This window comes from Bacteroides xylanisolvens XB1A (assembly GCF_000210075.1).
Lineage (GTDB): Bacteria > Bacteroidota > Bacteroidia > Bacteroidales > Bacteroidaceae > Bacteroides > Bacteroides xylanisolvens.
Window position 1 is genome coordinate 1,085,180 of the sequence record NC_021017.1, and the last position, 21,483, is coordinate 1,106,662.

At 36.4% G+C, this 21,483-nt stretch carries 15 protein-coding genes; 6 read left to right on the plus strand and 9 right to left on the minus strand.

Features of this window, described 5'->3' with window-relative positions:
- Positions 1 to 36: 36 nt before the first annotated feature.
- The 9 genes from BXY_RS04565 to BXY_RS04605 all read right to left on the minus strand — a co-directional run bounded on the left by BXY_RS04565 (position 37) and on the right by BXY_RS04605 (position 15,010).
- On the minus strand, positions 37 to 456 hold the full coding sequence (locus tag BXY_RS04565; protein ID WP_004309031.1) for a carboxypeptidase-like regulatory domain-containing protein: 420 nt from the start codon (positions 454 to 456) through the stop codon (positions 37 to 39).
- Between the two features lie 80 nt (positions 457 to 536).
- A complete protein-coding gene (locus tag BXY_RS04570) occupies positions 537 to 3,080 on the minus strand; it encodes a zinc-dependent metalloprotease (protein WP_134993293.1) in 2,544 nt (847 codons plus the stop codon).
- Between the two features lie 14 nt (positions 3,081 to 3,094).
- On the minus strand, positions 3,095 to 5,680 hold the full coding sequence (locus tag BXY_RS04575) for a zinc-dependent metalloprotease (protein WP_008997411.1): 2,586 nt from the start codon (positions 5,678 to 5,680) through the stop codon (positions 3,095 to 3,097).
- A 91-nt stretch (positions 5,681 to 5,771) separates the two neighbouring features.
- Entirely contained in the window at positions 5,772 to 7,394 is a 1,623-nt protein-coding gene (locus BXY_RS04580; RefSeq protein WP_015531302.1) for a PKD-like family lipoprotein, read from the minus strand.
- A 21-nt stretch (positions 7,395 to 7,415) separates the two neighbouring features.
- Positions 7,416 to 8,276 (minus strand): DUF4843 domain-containing protein, encoded by an 861-nt coding sequence (locus BXY_RS04585; protein ID WP_004314581.1) that lies wholly within the window; start codon positions 8,274 to 8,276, stop codon positions 7,416 to 7,418.
- An 11-nt stretch (positions 8,277 to 8,287) separates the two neighbouring features.
- The gene (locus BXY_RS04590; RefSeq protein WP_008771507.1) at positions 8,288 to 9,790 is read right to left on the minus strand and encodes a RagB/SusD family nutrient uptake outer membrane protein; all 1,503 of its coding nucleotides are present in this window, start codon (positions 9,788 to 9,790) and stop codon (positions 8,288 to 8,290) included.
- 11 nt (positions 9,791 to 9,801) lie between these two features.
- Entirely contained in the window at positions 9,802 to 13,131 is a 3,330-nt protein-coding gene (locus BXY_RS04595; protein WP_004314579.1) for a SusC/RagA family TonB-linked outer membrane protein, read from the minus strand.
- 24 nt (positions 13,132 to 13,155) lie between these two features.
- Positions 13,156 to 14,346 (minus strand): FecR family protein, encoded by a 1,191-nt coding sequence (locus BXY_RS04600; protein WP_004314578.1) that lies wholly within the window; start codon positions 14,344 to 14,346, stop codon positions 13,156 to 13,158.
- 82 nt (positions 14,347 to 14,428) lie between these two features.
- Entirely contained in the window at positions 14,429 to 15,010 is a 582-nt protein-coding gene (locus tag BXY_RS04605) for an RNA polymerase sigma-70 factor (protein WP_004314577.1), read from the minus strand.
- A gap of 285 nt (positions 15,011 to 15,295) precedes the next feature.
- Here BXY_RS04605 and guaA point away from each other — a divergent pair, with 285 nt between their 5' ends.
- The 6 genes from guaA to BXY_RS04635 all read left to right on the plus strand — a co-directional run.
- Positions 15,296 to 16,603 (plus strand): glutamine-hydrolyzing GMP synthase, encoded by a 1,308-nt coding sequence (guaA, locus tag BXY_RS04610; protein ID WP_004314576.1) that lies wholly within the window; start codon positions 15,296 to 15,298, stop codon positions 16,601 to 16,603.
- 427 nt (positions 16,604 to 17,030) lie between these two features.
- Positions 17,031 to 18,260: a site-specific integrase gene (locus tag BXY_RS04615; RefSeq protein WP_015531304.1), complete on the plus strand. Its 1,230-nt coding sequence runs from the start codon at positions 17,031 to 17,033 to the stop codon at positions 18,258 to 18,260.
- A gap of 66 nt (positions 18,261 to 18,326) precedes the next feature.
- Positions 18,327 to 19,325, plus strand: a complete 999-nt coding sequence (locus BXY_RS04620; protein ID WP_229098082.1) for a hypothetical protein — start codon at positions 18,327 to 18,329, stop codon at positions 19,323 to 19,325.
- Between the two features lie 245 nt (positions 19,326 to 19,570).
- Complete coding sequence (locus tag BXY_RS04625; RefSeq protein WP_015531306.1) at positions 19,571 to 20,059, plus strand: hypothetical protein; 489 nt, start codon at positions 19,571 to 19,573, stop codon at positions 20,057 to 20,059.
- 67 nt (positions 20,060 to 20,126) lie between these two features.
- Entirely contained in the window at positions 20,127 to 20,303 is a 177-nt protein-coding gene (locus tag BXY_RS04630) for a hypothetical protein (protein WP_015531307.1), read from the plus strand.
- A partial coding sequence (locus tag BXY_RS04635; protein ID WP_457851319.1) for a DEAD/DEAH box helicase family protein occupies positions 20,278 to 21,483 on the plus strand: 1,206 nt, incomplete at its 3' end. The genes BXY_RS04630 and BXY_RS04635, both read left to right, overlap by 26 nt.

Consider the following 21,483-nt stretch of genomic DNA (forward strand, 5'->3'; position numbering starts at 1 on the left):
GCTGTTTTATAAAAAGTTTAGTGATAGTGTGTGGTTTTATTTGTCTAAGGCTTGTGAACTTTCTTTTAGGAAGAAGTTCACCACCCTACGGCCTCCAATTCTTTCTTGTTTTGTTTCATAACCCAGATAACTTGCTTGGAGAATTTTTTTGTCGGCCTTAGAAATGCCTATACTATATTCTCCATCAATATCAGTTATAGTACCATTAGTACTACCCACTTCGATAACGCTCGCGCCTATTAGTACCTCTTTTCCTCCTTCAGTATAAACAACCCCTGTGATTTTCTGACTGAAAAGGACCATTGGGGAGATCGGAGATTGAAGTTTTTTGTTTTTGAAAAACTCAGTACTTTTATTGTCTCTTGCCTTGATTATTGGAGAGGAGGGGGCTTCTTGTGCAAAAGAACACATCATTATAGTAAATATGAATACAATGAATAAAATAATCTGCTTCATAATATAATTTTTTTTATTGTTATACATTTTACTATCACTAAACTTTTTATAAACATACACGTTGAATGGTAGAGGAAAGGCTAAATTACCCTGTCAATCATCGCTATCAAATAATCGCATTTTCCACGTTCAATATCATTACTAGCCAAAGAACGAGCTTGTATCAAATAGCGACGTGTACTTTTCAACTTATCATAGCAAATGGCTTCGATATCCGTACCGACATAGAAATTGACAGCAGTCATAGGTTCCATACCCGATTGCTCTTCTGTTGCAGATATAGAGGCAAAAGTTGTCAGCAACCCTAATGATTGTAACTTATGATTAGTTTGCTCGTTGAGAGCAATGGAAGTTATTCTTGTTGATACAGCCTTGTCAATAGCCTTTAATGTCGGACACATTCCTTTTAAAGAATTGATATATACAGACAGTTGTGCAATCATTGGAGCACTTAAAGGTTTCCCATTTAAAGTTTCTTTGAATAATTGTTTCTCTATATCATTCAAATATGCTTCTTGGGTATAAGGTCTAGTTGATTTCTCTACACTCAATCCCATACGCATCAAACGAAACATCAAAGACATCATTGGATACCCGTTATTGTAAATCCATGCTGACATATCAGGATTGACACCACCTAAACGCAAGAAATCCTTATTAGAGTCCAGCCAACTTAAATCATAGAAGGTACTGAATATCTTTTGTAAGACTTTCTTTTGCATATCTGCCGATACCGGTTGATATGAAGGAACATTGCTTTTTTCGTTGGCTTCATTGATATAAATACCTCCGATATAAGAAGATACAGGTGACAATGTTTTATTGATTAATTCAATAATCACAAAATCAGGAAATAGCTCCCGGTAATCATTGGGGATATTATCGTCGTGAAACCAGGCAGGACTATTTTTAACTACATATTTCACATGAGCGATTTGTGCATCTAAAGAGGCTATCGGATCATTACCTAAATCATAGTTTTGGCAACGCGGGTCTGTAGCATAAGCTGGTGAACGCTTTCCATAGAAATAGCGTGGATCTCCATCGTGTTCCATAGCCCATTTCTTCAACATGTCTGATTCATTTTCACTGGTGGCGGCATACAGATATTTGAGCGTAAATGCATCACATACACCCGGTTTGTCGACAATCAATACCACTCCTTTTTCTTTATCACCGGGCTGTGCCAGATAATTGTATAATACGTTGTCCATGACTGAAGCTGTGATACCATATTTTTGAGTAAATTCAGGAGAACGCAGTTCCTCAGGGGAGTATGCTGCAGAACCAGCCAAATTAGTTGCCAATCCCAAACTAAGACCAAATGCTTTTAGCATACGTGCTGTCAGATTCTCACAGATCACCTCATCGGCAATGTAATAAGTCCGGAAGCGCGGATCAATCTCTGCCATTTGGTATACTCCATTACGACGTACGCTGACGGCAAGGTCGCGTGGTACTCCTATCTTGGTACTTAAGATTTCTCCAGTGCGTAAGTCAGTGACATTGTATGCGGTAACTTCCGAGTTGTTGTTATTCAGGAAAGCAATCGTATTTATCATTGGGTTATTAGCACGGAAAGTTGAATCTTTCTCATATGGTTTTATTATGATTGGTTTTCCTATTCCTAAGTCTTCAAATATTATATTCCATTCATCTGCACTTTTTTGGATGGCTTTTACCCAGCTATCTTGAATCAGAGTGTCGATGTAGAAGACAACAGGTTGTTGTGTCGTTATATTACGGCGTGTTACATAGTATCCTTTCTTGAAACGTTTTTCATTACGATAGTCTGTGTATGATATATAACCTGTTCCTACACGTGGGTTGGCTTCGCGGGTGTTCATTTTTTCTTTCGACAGTAGGGCTAGTGTTGTTTGTACCGACATGGTTAATTCCGGTTGCTCTTTGGAGACGAATCCCATGATGCTGATGCTCAACTTTGCAGTACAGTTTTGAGTGATACTGATACAATTGTCGAATGCGTCTGCAGAGTCCACAAAAGATGTTTTACTTTGAGGGGAAGCACTTACAATTGTGAGCATACCTCCATAACTGCGTCCGCTAAGATTGAGTACATCTTTATTGGAACAAGAGAAATAGGAAGTGGCATTAAATACAACAGCCGTTGAATCGCTGGTGTATCCTTCAATTGGAAATGCTTTGTAAATAGCATTACTACGAGATAATGCAAAAGCCGCTTCTTGATTATCGTCCTGTTCGTTGAGGCGAACATTGTATTTCGGATCTCGGAATAATATTAATGAATCGGTTTTATCAATAATCAGATACCTGCTTTGAGCAGCTTTTGTGCCCGCCAGCGAAATGTCACTTGCAGTAGTGATGGCAGAGTTTACTAAAAAATCCCGTCCCATTAATTCAATCGGTAGTTCCAGATAAATCTTATCCTCGTACTGATGAACTGTGATTGTCCCTTTATTGACTGTATGTTTCTTCTTATCTTTGAAAAGCTTGTCGTAGACACTCTTTTTTTTCTTTTGAACACTGTCAGTCTGTTGTTCGGTTTTTGCTTTTCCTTTTTTCTTTTTGGAGCGGGCATTGGCTTCATTTGTTGATCCGATAATCAACAAAATTGGCATCAACCATAAAAATAGTATTTTCATCTTTTGTCCCTCCCTTATTTTAAGTTGATGTCGAGCATCTTTAATAATAATTCATAGTGAGCTTTCGTCTTCCCTGATGCACTGGCTGCCTTTTGTTTCATCAGTTGTTTGGCTTTAGCTATATATGCGTATACATCTGCTTGTGTAACTTTAGCCGTCATAGAAAAACGATTCAACGGTCTCCATTCAAAACCTGCTACAGGGTTGTGTATAACATCCTCTTTGATAGCATGTCCTTGGCAACAAGTATATCCGAACTGGCGGTGATTGATGTCAAGTGGTTTTTCTCCGGCCAATGCTTTCCCAGCTCCTTTGATTGTGAAACCGGCAGTTTGCATCATCATGTATATATATTGTTTCTGGAGATTCATTTGGGATTCTGTTAATGTACATCCGGAAATGGTCGGTTTCCATACAAAATTGTATATCATGTTGAAAGCCTCGGCAGCAGTAAATGAATCTTTTTCTAATCCTTCGTATTGTGATACCTGAAAAGGTACAGGCAGTATATATCTCAACATGAAGTTTTGAATAGTTTGTTTAGGGGAACCGGAAATTGGGAATTTAGTTAACAAGTTTTTGTTGTCAAGCCAATTCAGATCGTTATAAATCTCGAATAGGTAATTCAGGGCTTCTTTTTGTTGTGCCTTTGGGATCTGTGCAAAACGTGGCATTGTGTCCCCTTCTTTAACTTCGTTGACAAAATAGCCGCCTACATTGCCTGCTACATGGGTAACGTACATTGCAAGTTGTTCTACGATACCAATAAATAAATCTTCACGGTATTCGTATGTATCGTCACCTTCGGAAATCCAACTTTCCAGATTATTCATGATATACTTAAGGTTCTTGATGCCATATCGAGTTGCTTTCATAGAGTTGTCACCAATATCTTCCGTTTGTGAACGGGGATCAACAACTCCATATACTTGTTGTTTTCCATATCGGTACACTGGATTCTCTTTAATGGCATCACTGATCCATTTGCCTGTTATAATTGCTTCTTCCTCTGCAGAATTAACATTGAATACTGGAGTATACGTCCATTTAATGAGGTATTTGTCGTATTCACCAAAGCGGGGAGGAGTCAATTTAACGCCACGTTCTTTATCGCCAGGTTGTGCTACATAGTTGAAGCGTGCATAGTCCATGATGGAAGGAGTGGTACCATACTTCTGTGTGAATTCCGGTGAACGTAAAGAATCTACCGGGAAGGTGGAAGAAGCTCCCATGTTATGCATAAACCCTAAACAGTGCCCGATTTCATGTGAAAGTACATAGCGCAACGCATCTCCAACCATTTCATCCGGAATATTGACTGTGCGTACATCTTTATCGGCTTGTGCTGTTTGCACGAACAACCAGTTGCTGATAAGTTTGATGACATTGTGATATAGATATACGGAGGCATTCAGGATTTCTCCGCTTCGCGGGTCTACCCATGATGGTCCCATTGCATTTTCAATGCTTGATGGAGCATAGCGGACACATGAATATTTGATATTGTCGGGATCGAATTCCGGATCATCTGTCGGGAAATCTTTGGCTGCTACAACATCTTTGAATCCAATCTGTTCAAATAATTCATTCCATTGGGTGACTCCTTCCCGCAGATATGGTTTCCATTTCTCTGGGAAAGTATTATCGATGTAGAAGACAATCTGTTTAGTGGGTTTCACTTTCTCTCCACGTAAGTAGGCGGCGGTGTCGGACGGTTGTATATCCCATCGATTGGCATAGTAAACGGGTACGGTCGTTTTAGCTCCTTCGCCTAGTTGTTCGCGTCCGGTAAAAAATACACCGATCCGGTAATCTGCCATACGTGGACGATAAGGCTTTTCTTTTAACAGCATGATGGAACGTGTCATTTCTGCGGTGAATGGACGGTCTTTTATGAGTGATGTTCCTTGTGAATTGCTGACAGAGAATGTATATGACAGACAGCTTTTAATAGAAACATTATCTTTGAAAGCCTTGATTTGTGAAATGTACGAGCAGTCGGATTGATAATTCTCTGTACGATTGTACATTCCATAAATAGAATTTTTGTCGAAGGGACTCATCTTTTTATTGTCGCCCAGGAAGACGCTGCTCATATCAAAAACGATAGCAGTAGAGTCATTATTGTATGCTTGAATCTTTTGGTTGCTTAAAATTGCTCCCAGTGTACTTTTGCGTAAAGCTTCATCAATTTGTGTGTTACCAGTAATATAGTCAGTGTTTACCTGACGTAACTGTACATGTGTTTTATTGCGTGTGAATACTACGTGAAGAAGATCGGTCGGCTTGGAACCAACTACTGCATTACCATTATCAGAGATACTGGTAACGGTGGAACCAATAAGCATATCTTTATTAATTAAATCCACAGGAAGTTCAAAATATACTTTTCCATCCAGCAGATGGAGAGTAATCAGTCCTTTGGCTATTTCATGCTTTTTCTTGAATAGTTTGTCATATTCACTTTCTTTTTTAGCAGGAGTTGTTTGTTCTGTTTTTGCCTTCTTTTTTTTCCAGAAGAATGGAAATTTACGCTGTGCGTCAATGGTGGTAGACGAAGCTACCACCATTGCTGCAAGTAAGAGGATTTTCTTTTTCATATCAGTTCTTTAATGTATTTTTATGAAATTAGATTAATATCCGGTTGTTGTTACATCTAGGATTTTACCAAAACCATCATAGATTAGGGCTTTAGAAATATCCAAGGTTCCTGCACCGGCCTGTTTTCATCGGAACAATTGAGACTTTTCCGTTAAATTCTGCGGATTGGGTCACAATAATGAGGGCTTTGTTATTCCATGCATTTGGGGCAATAGTTGGTGGATTACCAGTCATTACATTAATTTGATTGGTATATTGCCCTTGTTGATATAACTTGGCCTTTGTAATTTTTTCTCCGTTACTGGGGGTAAACTGTGAGGTGGTGGAGACAGATACTTCATTTCCCATACCGTAAGTAAATGAGTATATAGCTGCATCTGTTACTACATATAATACATTATTTGTATGTCCGAAGAAAATAGATACAGCTTTGTCTAGTAAGGTTTTTCCTGTCGTTGGAATAATATATTTGTTTTTTGCTGCTGCTGGTTGTTCTGGTGAAGTCACAATCCATCCCTCCCAATTATCAGGATCTTCATAGTAGCCTTCTTCTGCTTTATATTGGCTTAAAGTGTAAATAGCATAATTTCCACTATTATCGTCTTTAAGTAAGAAAGTGGCCAATGAGCCATCTTGAGAACTTGTTGCGGCAATAGCTGTTTGACTCCCCATGTCATTAGGATCGAAATCCGGATTTGAGATATACGGAGTACATGTGTTATAACTCGTGCCATTTAAGGAATAAAAGGCACCTTTGGGTTTATCTAACCATACTAAATGGTTGTCTCCAATACTATATGAAGAATTTGCTGCATATACATTGTTATTGATTTCAAATCCATTAAAAACAGAATTAGGCATAGAGAATTTGTTACCTGCTACGTTTAAGAATGAATATAGTCCATTATTTGTATAAGCGATGAAAAGTTGTGAAGAACGAATATAAGATTTTACTTGAAAATCGGTGGGGCAATATAAAAATATTTTTTCATCTTCCCATGTCCCGTTTATTGAATAGTCCTTACAGTTGAAACGAATGCTTTTTCCTGTGGAAGAAATAGCCCAAATCTGATTTAAGTGAGAACTACCAAGTATTGCTGTGTTCCCCATCACCTCATAGGTTAATGAAGTCAATAATTCATCATATGCTGCTCCATTAGCAGTTTCTAGTATGTGACGGAATATTCTTTCTTCTTTTGTATATTGATTTGTTATTTGAGAATTGTTAATCAAAGTAAAATCTGTTGTTGTTCCGTTTTCACTATCTGCGATCAACAATCCGTCTAGGAAGCTACTTTGTACATATAATTCCCAAGAATAAATATATTGTAAGTTATCATTTGCTACATCTGTTACAGTCAATTTTAACGTATAGGCTCCATTTGATATAGGACGATTTATAATACCATGAAAGTCTTTTTCTGTACCAATAATTTCATAAACAGGATTATTAGTTGAGGGTTCCTCGGTTACAGCCCATTCATAGCGCAAATTAGAACCATCAAAACCATCTTGGGTAATAGATGGTACAATATCGACAGGAGATTGATAACCTACGTATATTGAATTTTCTTGATTTTTATCGTTTATACTAATTTGTACTTCTGGAATAAGGTTTGTTACAAATGAACTTTTATCCTCATAACAAGAAGTAAACCAGAGAATATTAGGCAGCAGTAATATTATTAATTGAGTTATATTATTTTTCTTCATAATTTTATAGAATTATATAAATTAATATGTTCTGGCTTCTATAATTTGTCCTTTCAAATTACCTTCGTTATGAACTAGGGGGGTATCGGGATGTTCTTTCTGATACTTTTTTAGATAATCCGCTAATTTTGCAGCATAAGCTTCATATGATTTGTCTGTTACGAATAATCTATAATTGGCGAGATATTTATATGTAAAATATGTTGGTCTCTGTGGTTGGTCAGGATGCGCAGTCATATCGTCCCAATCATCCCAGTCTAAAGCTGTTACAATTGTTTTTAAAGCATTGGAACTATAAGCTGTTGTAGAATAAGAGGTTGGAGCTAGGGATGATTTTATTAGTGAATTATATGTCATCCATACATATCGTTCAGTCGCTGGAGGGGCAATGATATTGTTGTTCCAACTTACTGTTGCTGTGATATATTCTTTAGGGCCTAACCCTAGAGTTGATGACTCCTTTAGCTGGATATAAAGTTTATATGATGCTCCATTTTGTATTTCATCAGTATTAAACAGCCTTATTTTTATTGTTCCTTTTAAACTATTTGCGGGAATCACTGCAGCAGTTATTTCATAACTGTTTTCGGGGGCAGTGGTTTCCTCCGCATTGATTACATAATTCACAGTACGGTCTTCTGTCGATACATTTCCGACCAAAACTAAAGGCAATTCATATTCACCATATTCATCAAAGGGATTCTCCAGAAAAGAATAATTCCCTTTAAATATGTCGGTTTCTGCATCGTACTCATTCGTAGAATTGAATCTGACAGCATTATATTGACTGTCAAAATATGGTATTTCTTCCTTGCCGCAACTAATGAGGCATAAAGAGAAACAGCTTATCGCTAAGACTGATTTTATAATTATTTTTTTCATATTAATATTGTTTATTGTACACGACCGGATTGTATTTCGAAGGTAGGATAAGGCAATAAATATTGCGTATCTGTCATCTCTTCACTATAATTAGGAATAGATTTACACCCTGTTCGCTTATAGTAATAGAACATGACACCTTCGGAAATGAATTCTTTGTGATATTCTTTTTGTATTTCTTTTATGATTTGATCTGCATTTAGATTTTCAAGAGGGGTGCTGATACCTCTGTTTTCGCGAATCTTATTTAGCCTTTGTAATGCCATGTCAAGATTTGGGGTTGCACTTGTTGCATAGCATTCTGCAGCAATATAGAATATTTCAGGCAAGCGTATTAGAGACAAGCGGTTCTTATTGAATTCGTCTAAACTTGCTTGATGAATTTTCATAGGGACATATCCTCTGGAATCACTTTGGGTTTGATCTAACATTCGTGTGAAACGAACATCTGAATTTATGCCTTCATATATATTTTCAACATCTGTTGGAGATATATACATAGCTGTATAGTCTGTGTTGACGAAGTTGGGTATTATATATGAGGTAATTTTGGACGTAACGTCTGAAACATTTAGGCTAAATAAAGCTTCGGATGCTAGAGAACGGTTAGATTGAGAAATTTCTGGTAACAGGTAGGAGTAAGTGTACATATCGTCCATAACAATTCCATTATCACCGATAGCTGTGATTATCTCTTCAGTAGCATTTAAAGCTTTGTCTATGCTTTCTTTACTGCCTTCCCATAAATATACACGTGCTTCCAATGCTTTGACTGCATAATAATTGAGTCGTAAAGTTCTATCTTTGAAGAAACCATCTGCATCTATACTTGTGTAATAAGAAGCCGGATGTTTTTTTGTGATCGGGTCGTATTCCTTTAATAATTTTTCTGCGGCTTCCAAATCGTTGATAATCATTTGAAGTGTCTCTTTTCCTGTGCGTTGAGGAGTTGGGATCGATGATAAAGTTGTTACATATGGAATCGTTTTTTTAGAGTTTAGTTCTGCGGAACGGTTTTTCCAATCACCATATCCATATAGGCGCAACAGATCAAAATGTATATATGCACGAATGGCAAGAAGTTCTCCTTTGATAACATGATAATAGACTTCGTTCAGACTTGACTCCTGTCCTTCCATATTAGTTAATGCTTCATTGGCATTGGCTATTACAGAATATGCTTTAGCCCAGATATTTTCGATGTCCGAGAATATTTGTGTGTGGTCGTAATTGAATTTTTCATATTCTTGCATTTCTCTACTATTACTTGAATTGGAAGTCACAGGATTAAATTGATGACCTAATATTTCAATTGCATACCAGGATAATTCTTTACCATAAAGGGCATTGTCTGTCATGCTAATATAACAACCTATTAAAGATTGTTGGAATCCGGCTAGAGTGCTATAATGATCTTTTTCTCGAATTTCAGACCCTGAAGTAACATCGAACCAGTCGCTGCAAGAGGATAATGTTACTACGGACGTTAATAGGATTAATATGTATTTTTTCATCTTTATAAAATTTAGAGAGTGGCTGTTAATGAGAACGACATATTTCTTGCGAAAGGATAATTTAAACCTCGTTCTATTTTTATAGAAGAGAACGTTGCAATATCATTTAAATAGAATGATAAACGCAGACGTTGCATACTTAATTTCCTATAAATGGAACTGGGAAACTCATAATATGCACTGATGGAAGAGAGTGATAATTCACGCCGATCCTGTACAAAGCGAGTGGTAGCACGTGTAGTTGTTTCAGAATTAAATTTCTTGTATGGTGTTACTTGTCCGGGAGTAGTCCAACGACCAATTAGCAATCGGCGATCCACATTGTAAGCAATATTTGCATTTTCTACCCGACTGACGAGGGTTGAATTATACATTTGACAACCAGCAAGATAACTTATAGTAGCGCTTAATCCGATACCTTTATACTCGGCTGTGAAACCGCCTGTACCACGATACTTAGGATCGGAGTTACCAGCAGCGACCATATCATTGGCTGAATAAGTATAGGTGTAGGTACCATCTTTTTTAATGTATATTTCTTGTCCGGTTTGCGGATCAATACCGGCTGAAGGAACTGCCCATATTGTTTTCATAGATAATCCGTCTTGATACATTAATACAGGTGCAGAGGTATTATTATCTTCTGCTTGTTTCATCATTTTTTCATTGTAAGCCCGCATACTCTCTGACAAACGAATTATTTTATTTCGGTTATAGGCAAATGTTCCATATACATTTACAAAACCTTCTTTTCCTTGCCATATTGTATAATTAGCTTTAGCTTCAACTCCAGAATTACGTACCAATCCTAAATTATCTTTTACTATTGCGAACCCTGTAGAAGTTGGGATTGTTACATCGGTTAACATATTCTTGGTATCTGCTGAGTAATAGTCAACAGAAAGGGATAATCCGGCAACTCTCATATCAATTCCTATATTATGATCCTTTTTCTGTTCCCATTTTAATTTGGAGTTAGGCATAGATGCTAAATAAGCTCCTGTAAATTTGCCAGCTAAGCCTCCATATACGACGCCTGTGTAATAATTATATGTAGCAATTGCTGCGTTGGTATCAAAGTTTTGATTTCCAGTCAAACCAATCGAGGCCCGAAGTTTTAACTGTTTAATCCATCCAACACCTTTCAAGATGGCTTCATTGTGCAGGTTCCATCCAATACCAAAAGACCAGCTATTGGCCCAACGGTTATCTGAACCGTATAAGGAAGATGCGCTTTCCCGAACAGTTGCATCGGCTAAATAACGATTGTCATAATCATACGAAGCGGCTAATAGGAAGCTGGCTTCACGGTTAATTGTGGAATAACCAGTAGGGGTACTGTTTTCTGCATATTGTTTTGCGAATGAAATATCTGCCTTCTGATTATTGGGGAAACCTTCTGCCGTGTGTCGATATGCTGATGATTTTTCTCCGGAGATAAAGGCACCGGCATTTCCAAAGATAGTATGTTTACCAAATTGATTATTATAGTTTATATTCAAGTCTCCGGAAATAGAACTGGATTTACCATTTTCCATAATATACTTACCACGCTTAAGTATATCATTAACATTTGCAAAAATGGAATGTGAGGCGGGATAGAAATCATCCATATCATTTCGTTTTTCAGAGACTCCTATACGTGCTGTTGCTTTCCAGTTTTTATCAACTTGCCATTCTGCATAAAAATTATTGGTGAATTGTAAATAACTGGAAGTAAAGCTGGTTCCGATAATAGAATTATACATAGGGTTAGCTACTTTGCTTGATGTTGAGCCAATTTGTTCTACCCATTGAACTATATTCCCATTTTCATCAGTTGCTTGCCAATATGGATTCATTCTGGAATATTCGCTAAATTCTCCATAAGGGGACTCATTACTTTTGTTAGATATGATTGATAGGATATTCTTTAGTAATAGTTTGTTATGTCTGTATGATAAATTTATATCACCCGATATATTGCGGCGGTCAGATCCCTTCATAACCCCAGTAATCTGATTATAAGTAAGGTCTAAGATTGCACGTAAATTTTGGGAATCGCCTAATTCTATATTTAGGTTATGTTTATGTCCTATGCCAGTGTGAAGTGGCTTGGATAACCAGTAGGTATCTAATCCTTCTAATGCAAGTTTTCGTCGTCCATTATATAATTGATCTAATTGGATTTGTGTATTGGCGCTACTACTTGTATATACTCCGTCTAAACGTTCTGCTTCCAATTTTTCAAATGCATTACAAAGGTCATAACTGGTTAAATCCGGCATTTCCAAAGAAATACTACCATTATACGTAATACGCTGTTGATTTCCGGTTAAACGTTTTGTTTCAATAACAATTACACCATTGGCTGCTTTAGAACCGTAGAGAGCTTTTGCTGAGGCGTCTTTTAAAATTGTAATGCTTTCAATTCGGTTCATGTCCATGTCCATTATTGTCTCAGCAGTTGTTTCAAAACCATCAAGAATGAATAAAGGTTGATTGGGTTGATTTTGATAGTTGCTGCGCAAAGAACTGCTTTCTGTCGTTGGAAAACTGGAAGTTCCACGCATTGACATATCCGGAACACTATTGGGATTGGAGCCCATATCAAAATTATCTGCAATGTATATTGTAGGATCCAGATTTTTCAAACTCTGGAACACATTCTGATTTCCGACACGCATCAGATCTTTGCTCGAAATAGTAGTTGCTGCTCCAGTAAAACTTTCTGCTTTACGAGTATAAATTCCAGTAACGATAACTTCATCTAATTTAGTATCACTTTTTAGAGTAATATTTTTTCGTACATCATTCCGACCACTATTAATCATTACTTGCTGAGTAGACATTCCGATATATGAAAAGGTGATAGTACATGCGGTATTAGCTGGAATCTCTATATTATATTTACCATTATTATCTGTTATGGCAAAGCGTTGAAGATCACTAATCACAACATTAACACCGGGCAAAGGATATCCTTCTTCATCCGAAACGATACCTGTTGCGATACGTTTGCTTCCTTGTTGTTCCACTTTAGAGATAGTGACAATATCTCTTTCCATGCTGTAAGTGAGACCCGTGCCATTGAGTACGGTACGTAGTACGTTATCCACAGTTTCATCTTTTACATGGATAGTGATGGGTTTCAGTGACTTTGTCTGTTCTGTATTGTAGACAAAGCTTAATCCGGTTTGTTGTCTTAAAGCATCGAAAAAATCTTTGACAGTGACAGATTCCAGATTTAAAGTTACTTTTTTGCCACTTTCTGGAATGGCAAGCATCATTGTGGGTAATAGTAATAATACTACTACCAGAGAAAGTATTCGGATTCTTTCTCTACTTTTTGTCTTTCTCATTCTTTCTTCTTGTTTAATTAGTAATTAATTGTCTGTGATTAAAATTTCTCTTCCTTCTATTTTTATTTGTAAATTCGTAGTACGTGCTATTGCTTTTAATATCGGGCTGATTGTGGCATAACGATCCATATTACCAGTAAATCGCAGTTGTTTAAGCTCGGAAGTGCCAAAGGAAATATTAACATTATACCAATGTTCTAGAATTTCGACAATATTTTCTAAAGTACGATTTTCGAAAATAAGTCGTCCTTCATTCCATGCTATGTAGGGAGTGAGGTCTACATTGTATATAGATATATTGTTACCTTTCTGTTCAATGTGTGCCAATTGGCCCGGCTCTATGAGTTGTTCCTGTGTACTTCCTTGAGGAATAATACTGATACTCCCTTTCACTAATGCGACTTCTGTTCGTCCAGAGGTGAATGTATTAACATTAAATTCTGTACCATACTGTTTGATTATTCCTTGGTCAGTGACAACGTAGAAAGGACGAGCATCTTTGGCTATTTTAAAATAGGCTTCCCCTTTTAGATAAACCGTGCGTTTAGTCTTACTAAACTTTACAGGATACCGTATTTCTGTATTATAATTGAGGTGTACGGTTGTTCCATCTTCAAAGGTTACTCTGAATTCGTTTCCCTGTTCAGTTGTTAATGTGTTTTTTTCTACTATTTCAGGCTGCTGTTTTTGAGATATATCTATATTTATATTGGGTGTTGATGGATAGATGAGCGCACCATTTTGAGCTATAGCAGTTGTGGAATGATTAACCTTAACTGGTGTTGGATATGTTGGAGTAAGCGATTGTTTGTCATTCCCGGCTAAAATTAATGTAGCTTTAGGAATTCCTGGCTGTATGGCATCTCCTAAGGCTAGATTGTCAGATATTTGTTTTTCGGAAGCAATATAAAAGTACCATCCTCCTGCTGCTATTATTATAGGTAATATTAAAATAGCTGCATATTTCAGGAGAATTGATGTGACTGATACTTGGCAATATTTCTTTTTGAAATGTTTCCATGCCTGATGTGAGTTAATCTGTGTATATGCCTCGTAGCGCTTACGAAATGATGCGCTTGTTCGTAAACGATTGAAAAACTCTTCGTGTTGTGGAGAGGTCTTGATCCAATTGTCAAGTTGTTTTTTCTCGTGCTCTGTAATATCACCGAAGAGATATTTGGCTATTAATTCTTCTGTACCAGATTTTATTTTCATATATTTATTGTCTTATCATTTGTTAATAAGACAACATGAAGATTAAAAAGAGGTACAAACTTTCTAAAAAAGATTATTTTGGTTACGAAAAAAACTTGGAACTATACAAAATGTCACATAAGGGGAGCAAAAAATAGCATGTGCCCATCTGTTCTTTGATAGATTGTATAGCTCTTTTCTTTTGTGTTTTTACTGTTTCAATCGAAATTCCTAGTGCAGTAGCTATTTCTTCATTCTTTTTTCCATCCATATGTAATAAGAATATTTCCCGGCAGCGTGTTGGCAATTTATCGATAGCACGGAATAGTAGTCGGTATACTTCTTCTTCATTGGTATCTTCTTCTTCTGTGATTTCTCGATAAGTGCTTGCCAAGCGTTCAAGATAGAGAGATTCTACATTCTGATGTTTTAAATAATTAAGAGAGGCATTTCGTATAGAATTATAAAGATAAGTTCGGAAAGAAGGCAATGATAAGAATCTCATTTTCTTTTCCCACATAGTTGCAAAAAGATCCTGTACAATATCTTCGGCAGCTTGTTGGGAAGAGAGAAAGTTGATGGCATACAACACCAATGCTTTATAATATTCATTATAAAGCTGATGATAAGCGGCTGGGTGTTGCTCATTTATACCTTTTATAAAGGAACTTTTCTCTTCGTTCATGGTGAAATATTATGTTTTATGCAGCAAATGTATAAAATATCTAGGATAAAAGAAGTCTTTCAAACTCTATAGTGTTTGTGAATGCTTCTTTTTTTATTTTTGCTTGTCTGTATAACTTCATTTTTTTCTTTGGAATAATATAACAGCAAAAAAACGCGACTCTGTTCTGAAACTTTAGAGAATCAATGTATTATAGTCTCTCTAAAAATCTTTATATTTGCAGACCGTTTGGAAACGATAGTGAATAATAAACAATACAATAACTTAAAAAACAACCAAAATCAGATGAAGCAGGATATGATTGTTATCCTTGACTTGGGTAGTCATGAGAATACGGTGTTGGCTCGCGCCATCCGTGCATTAGGAGTTTATAGTGAGATTTATCCTCACGATATCACAGTGGAAGAACTGAAAGCATTGCCCAATGTAAAGGGTATTATAATTAATGGTGGACCGAATAATGTAATTGATGGCGTTGCTATTGATGTAAATCCGGCTATCTATACTTTGGGGATTCCCGTCATGGCTGCAGGTCACGATAAAGCAACTTGTGAAGTGAAGTTGGCAGAATTTGCGGATGATATTGAGGCTATAAAGGCGGCAGTGAAATCATTTGTTTTCGATGTTTGTAAAGCTGAAGCTAACTGGAACATGAAGAACTTTGTCAATGATCAGATAGAGTTGATTAAGCGTCAGGTGGGCGATAAGAAAGTATTGTTGGCTCTGTCGGGTGGAGTTGATAGCTCTGTGGTAGCAGCTTTACTTCTGAAGGCAATTGGTAACAATCTGGTTTGCGTACATGTTAATCATGGTTTGATGCGTAAGGGAGAGTCTGAAGATGTGGTTGAGGTATTCAGCAACCAGTTGAAAGCAAATCTTATTTATGTAGATGTAACCGATCGTTTCTTGAATAAACTGGCAGGTGTGGAAGATCCGGAACAGAAACGTAAAATTATTGGTGGTGAGTTTATTCGTGTGTTCGAAGAAGAAGCACGTAAGCTGAATGGTATTGACTTCTTGGGGCAAGGGACTATTTATCCGGATATTGTGGAAAGTGGAACGAAAACTGCTAAAATGGTGAAGTCTCACCATAATGTAGGTGGGCTGCCTGAAGACCTTAAGTTCGAGCTTGTGGAGCCGTTGCGCCAATTATTTAAAGATGAAGTTCGTGCTTGTGGCTTGGAGTTGGGATTGCCTTATGAGATGGTTTACCGTCAACCTTTCCCTGGTCCAGGTTTGGGCGTACGTTGTTTAGGTGCTATAACGCGTGACCGTTTGGAGGCTGTACGTGAGTCCGATGCTATTTTGCGTGAAGAGTTTCAGATTGCCGGATTGGATAAAAAGGTATGGCAATACTTTACAGTAGTACCCGATTTTAAATCTGTTGGTGTACGTGATAATGCCCGTTCTTTTGATTGGCCGGTGATTATTCGCGCTGTCAACACGGTAGATGCTATGACGGCTACTATCGAACCGATAGAATGGCCTATCCTGATGAAGATAACAGACCGTATACTGAAAGAAGTGAAGAATGTAAATCGCGTTTGTTATGATATGTCTCCGAAACCTAATGCGACTATAGAATGGGAATAGAGAGACTTTTTAAGTGATATTTCGATAGCCTCAATTTTTTGTAAGTTGAGGCTATTTTTTTAATATGTTGAACCTTGCCACATTGAATTTGACGGATGTTTAATCTGATTGATATATGATTTGCGTTGGTGTAAACCGGCACCAATTGATGTATAAAAGAAAAAGGCACCCAGAAGTGGAAGCCTCCCAAATGCCTTATTCTTATCAAGTAGCGGGACCCGGGATTGAACCGGGGACCTCATGATTATGAACCTGCGTCTTCCAAAGGCTAAGCCTTTGAAAGCTACCAGCAGAGCTACTGAATATAAGTCATTTATGAAGATTTTGGCTTTTGCTAAATCTTATATCTGACTTCTAAAATATCTCCTATTTGCTTAGCGGTGTAAACCGTAGCGCAAACCAAAATGTGACAATAATATGTTACGTTATGGATGCTAATATAGGCATTATTTGTTTTAAATCAAAAGTTTTAGCTAATGGAGAACATCCGTTAATGTTGAGAATTAGCCAAGGTAAGTTACGTTACTTTAAATCTTTGGGAATTTCAATCAAAGCTTCTTGTTGGAATTTTGATAAGGAAGAACCTAAAAGAAACTATCCCAATCGTGAACAGTTATTGAATATCATGAATCAAACGAGACAAGAATATGTCAATATGATGTTTGAACTGAAAACACTTGGTAAAGACTTTACTCCACAATCTTTGGCTGAATACGTGGAACGAAGTTGTAATAAACAGAATGTGGGAGATTATATTCAATACATCATACAGTATATGACTGCCGAGAAACGGTTAGGTAATGCCAAAGCTTACATTAGTTGTTATAATTCTGTATTGAGATTCGCAGGTAACTTGGATATACCTTTCACGGATATTGATGTAAATTGGTTAAAGCGTTATGAACTTTATCTTCGTAAACGTGGTAATTCTGATAATACGATTGGAATACGAATGAGAGAATTACGTGCTGTTTATAATAAAGCAATAGAAGATAATGTGGTGAACGAGAAGTATTATCCTTTTGTAAAATTCAAAATATCTCATTATCGCAAGGGTAAATGTAAGAGGGCAATTACTAAGGCTGAAATACATAAAATAATGAATGTTGATTTAATGGAGATAACAACTTATTATAGTCCATTACTTTATTTGACTAAAGACTTATTTTCTTTTAGTTATCTTGGTTGTGGTATGAATATGATTGATATAGCATATTTGAAGTATTCAGATATTGTGAATAATCGAATATGCTTTGTACGACATAAGACAAAGCAGCCTATTACATTTCAACTTTTACCTCAAGCTGTACAAATTGTAGATAAATATAGGAAACCAAACTCACAACTGAATGATTATGTTTTCCCAATATTAGACCGTAATTTTCATATTACTGAACAACAGCAATATGACAGGATTAGAAAAGTGATAAAAGGCATGAATAAAGCTCTTAAAAAGATAGGGGCTCATTTGGATATTAGTATTCCGCTGACAACCTATGTTGCACGTCATTCATTTGCAACGGTATTAAAACGTTCTGGTGTAAACATCGCATTGATAAGTGAATCATTGGGACATACAAGTTTGTCAACGACACAGTATTATCTTGATAGCTTTGAAAATGAGCAGATAGATGAAGCAATGAAGAATCTTCTTTAAAATAAAATGTCGCTTTGCTTTTATGGTGAAGCGACATTTTTTATTTTTGTGACAAAGTTTGAAAATATGGAATATCAAATAATACCAATCAATACGATAAAACGAATCGAATCATGGCTGAATAGTGAAGTGGGATTCAGCCGTTCAATGTTTCATAATGAACTGGACTATATATCTGATGTGTATCTTTTGGGTAATAAGTTCCCAATAGAAATACAGGATTTGTACTTGTCAATAAAGAAGGAAGAGCAGGAGATTCCCTATCCAAATTGTGGGACAGATGAGGACAAATATGAATTTAGCATGACTGTGGGACAGAATTTAGTCCTTGAAAGTGGTAATTTTAAAGCCGAGTATATTGAAACGTTGTGGAATACATACAATAAAAATGAGGACGAAGCCTATGAACAGCAAGACCAAGATGTATTTTACGCTATTCTTCTTATTATAAGTATCTACTATAAATACACACAGACCAATGGCTATTTTGATTTTGAGGATTATATTGCTGACCCAACGCAACTAAAGTATAGTTATTCTGTCAGACCGGATATGCTACGTCTTTACAAGATGTTTCATGAGAAGAAAAAGACCAAGAGTAATATTGTCACGATTGAATATAACAAACAGAAAATAGAGCTTACGAATGATGATAGTTGGTTTCTCAATATGATAACTCCATATCTTGATAAATATTTAGGAGTTTCAACTTTGGAAGAAGCGGAAACGGAATTGGATAAAGATTATCCCAGTATAGGTAAAAGAGGGAGGAAGCGCGAAAATGCGATACTTGATACGATAACTCTTAGTATATATAACCTACTACGCCACTCATCATTTGCAGCCAAAGGTAAAGGATTAACAGATAACGAGGGGAATTTTATTCTTGAGTTACTGAAATATCTCAAACTGATTGATGAGGACAGTCCTAAAAATGACATATTGAATTTGCGGGCTACAATCAGGAACTTACAAAAATATGAAGTTCGTCCAAATTGGTGGAAAATCCCCATGTGCAAAATGTCTCCCAATAATCCAGTTGAACATTTAAAATCATATTGGTAAAACATATAAAGATAAAAAATGATAGCCTTTATTTAATTGATGATTATTGTGCAAATACATATAATTTGTTGATATATTGTGATTTATGATATTTGTGATTACATAAAGAATTAAGCATAAAAAAAGGGATTTCTTTATGTTTTTTTCTTCATTTCATACGCTTCTATTTCTCCGTAGTTTTGCAGCGTAATCAAAGACAAAGGTGCGCACCTCGTTTGAGATTCATTAATGTTTAATTTTTTAAAATGAAGATTATGAATTTAGAATTTGGAGAAAAAAAAGTAGTTAAGTCTTATGACAATGAAGGTGCAATGCAAACTGTAAAGGCAATGATGAAAAGAGGTGAGCAATTGAATGTTAAGTTTTACACTAACAAGGATAACTATCCATGTGCTTGGATTGAATCCAAAAAGATTCAAGGTTTCTGTTTGATATTGAATCAAGAAGGATTAAGTTGGTTACGTACTTATTTGGAAACAGGACAAGCGGAAGATTTTGGTTTTAATCCTAATAGTGTTACGGCTTATAGTGAAGGAGAAGATAAGGATTTTCAACTATCAATTTTTAAGCAACTGATTTTAGCGGGAAAAGCATTACAATTTGTTCCTACGTTTCGTGAGTATGGAGCGAAAATTACTGCCAGTGCTTTTTTCAGAAAAGGAAAGATTTTCTTCCGGTTGGAAAGGACAGAAGAGTTATATGATTATTTATTGGAAAAAGAATTGATAGCATAATTGAATTATTAACGGGGGAAGGCGCAATTCCTTCCCTATATTTATAAATCTATTAAAATTTAAAATTATGAAAAAGTTAAATGTAAAGCCAGTAGAAGAGTTGTCCCAGTTCATTAATGAAGCTAATACTCCTGGAAATTTGTTGCAAGATGCACCTGATTTTGATGCAATCAAGCAGGAAGAATACGAAAATGAAGGAATGGATGTGATAGACGTTAATGAGGAAGATGACAATAGAAATTAATCTTAGTGAGCTCGGTAAGGTGCAATACCTTACCGAAGTTCTTCCCGAAATTCCTACGAATACTATTCTTTATAAGAAGTTGACCGGACTTGGTGCTACCTATGGAGAAATCACAGCAAAACGTAACTCGATTATCATTGAGCCGAATGTTCCTGTTATAATTGGTAAGTGCAATGACCCTAAGCATAAAGATGATAATCTGTTCGGAGTATATGAAGGTGTATATACTGACGATATTGTAAACTACTTGGAGAAGAGCAAGAAGAAGTATTATAAGATACTTACTACTCCCGAAAGTTTTCAGAAAGTAAAGGACGCATTTGAAGAACTGGAAATGAGTGCGCATTGTTCTTGTTTTCTTCTGTTTGATGAATGTCATAAGCTAGTGAAGGATGCGGATTACCGGAGTGACATAACACTACCGATAGATGATTTCTTTAAGTTTGACCAAAAAGCATTGGTTTCTGCCACACCGATAGAATTGAATGACCCTCGATTTAAGGAGCAGAACTTTCAGACGATAGAAATACAGCCGACTTTCGATTATAAAAAGGAGATTTGGCTTCATCATACGAATAATACGCTGCAAGCATTTAAAGATACACTATCCAAGCTAAACAATGAGGAAGCTGCACCACTTCCGATTTGTGTGTTTATCAATTCAACTGATATTATATATTCATTGATGAAGCAACTAGATTTATTGGAAGATTCCGCAGTCTTTTGTGCCCCAAAGAGTGTTGATAAGTTGGGAAGGAATAAATTTACCAATGCCTATGAACAGTGCAGCATTGATAAAATGAAACGGTACAATTTTTTCACTAGCCGTTTTTTCAATGCTGTGGATATTGAGTTAGAACAGAAACCTCATGTAATAATGTTAACCGATGTTTACTTTGCAGAACATACAATGATAGACCCTTATACTGATGCTATCCAAATGGTTGGACGATTCAGAAATGGTGTATCATCAATTACACATATTAGTAACGTTAAAGAAGGTATACCACAAAGAACGAAAGAAGAAATAAAAGGATATATTGTTTGCAGCAAGGAGATATATCGAACAATGAAGAACTTTTATGATTGTGCAGCAGACAGGGCTTCCCGTGATGCTTACCGTGCTGCACTGGAAAGTCTTCCTTTTAATAAGATGCTTGATAGGAACGGGAGAGAGAAA

Bases quoted from the DNA above. Each gene is read 5' to 3' on its own strand.
- BXY_RS04590 (WP_008771507.1), bottom strand. From the start codon at position 9,790: ATGAAAAAATACATATTAATCCTATTAACGTCCGTAGTAACATTATCC.
- BXY_RS04605 (WP_004314577.1), bottom strand. From the start codon at position 15,010: ATGAACGAAGAGAAAAGTTCCTTTATAAAAGGTATAAATGAGCAACAC.
- BXY_RS04580 (WP_015531302.1), bottom strand. From the start codon at position 7,394: ATGAAGAAAAATAATATAACTCAATTAATAATATTACTGCTGCCTAAT.
- guaA (WP_004314576.1), top strand. From the start codon at position 15,296: ATGAAGCAGGATATGATTGTTATCCTTGACTTGGGTAGTCATGAGAAT.
- BXY_RS04565 (WP_004309031.1), bottom strand. From the start codon at position 456: ATGAAGCAGATTATTTTATTCATTGTATTCATATTTACTATAATGATG.
- BXY_RS04620 (WP_229098082.1), top strand. From the start codon at position 18,327: ATGGAATATCAAATAATACCAATCAATACGATAAAACGAATCGAATCA.
- BXY_RS04600 (WP_004314578.1), bottom strand. From the start codon at position 14,346: ATGAAAATAAAATCTGGTACAGAAGAATTAATAGCCAAATATCTCTTC.
- BXY_RS04570 (WP_134993293.1), bottom strand. From the start codon at position 3,080: ATGAAAATACTATTTTTATGGTTGATGCCAATTTTGTTGATTATCGGA.
- BXY_RS04625 (WP_015531306.1), top strand. From the start codon at position 19,571: ATGAAGATTATGAATTTAGAATTTGGAGAAAAAAAAGTAGTTAAGTCT.
- BXY_RS04595 (WP_004314579.1), bottom strand. From the start codon at position 13,131: ATGAGAAAGACAAAAAGTAGAGAAAGAATCCGAATACTTTCTCTGGTA.
- BXY_RS04585 (WP_004314581.1), bottom strand. From the start codon at position 8,276: ATGAAAAAAATAATTATAAAATCAGTCTTAGCGATAAGCTGTTTCTCT.
- BXY_RS04615 (WP_015531304.1), top strand. From the start codon at position 17,031: ATGGATGCTAATATAGGCATTATTTGTTTTAAATCAAAAGTTTTAGCT.
- BXY_RS04630 (WP_015531307.1), top strand. From the start codon at position 20,127: ATGAAAAAGTTAAATGTAAAGCCAGTAGAAGAGTTGTCCCAGTTCATT.
- BXY_RS04575 (WP_008997411.1), bottom strand. From the start codon at position 5,680: ATGAAAAAGAAAATCCTCTTACTTGCAGCAATGGTGGTAGCTTCGTCT.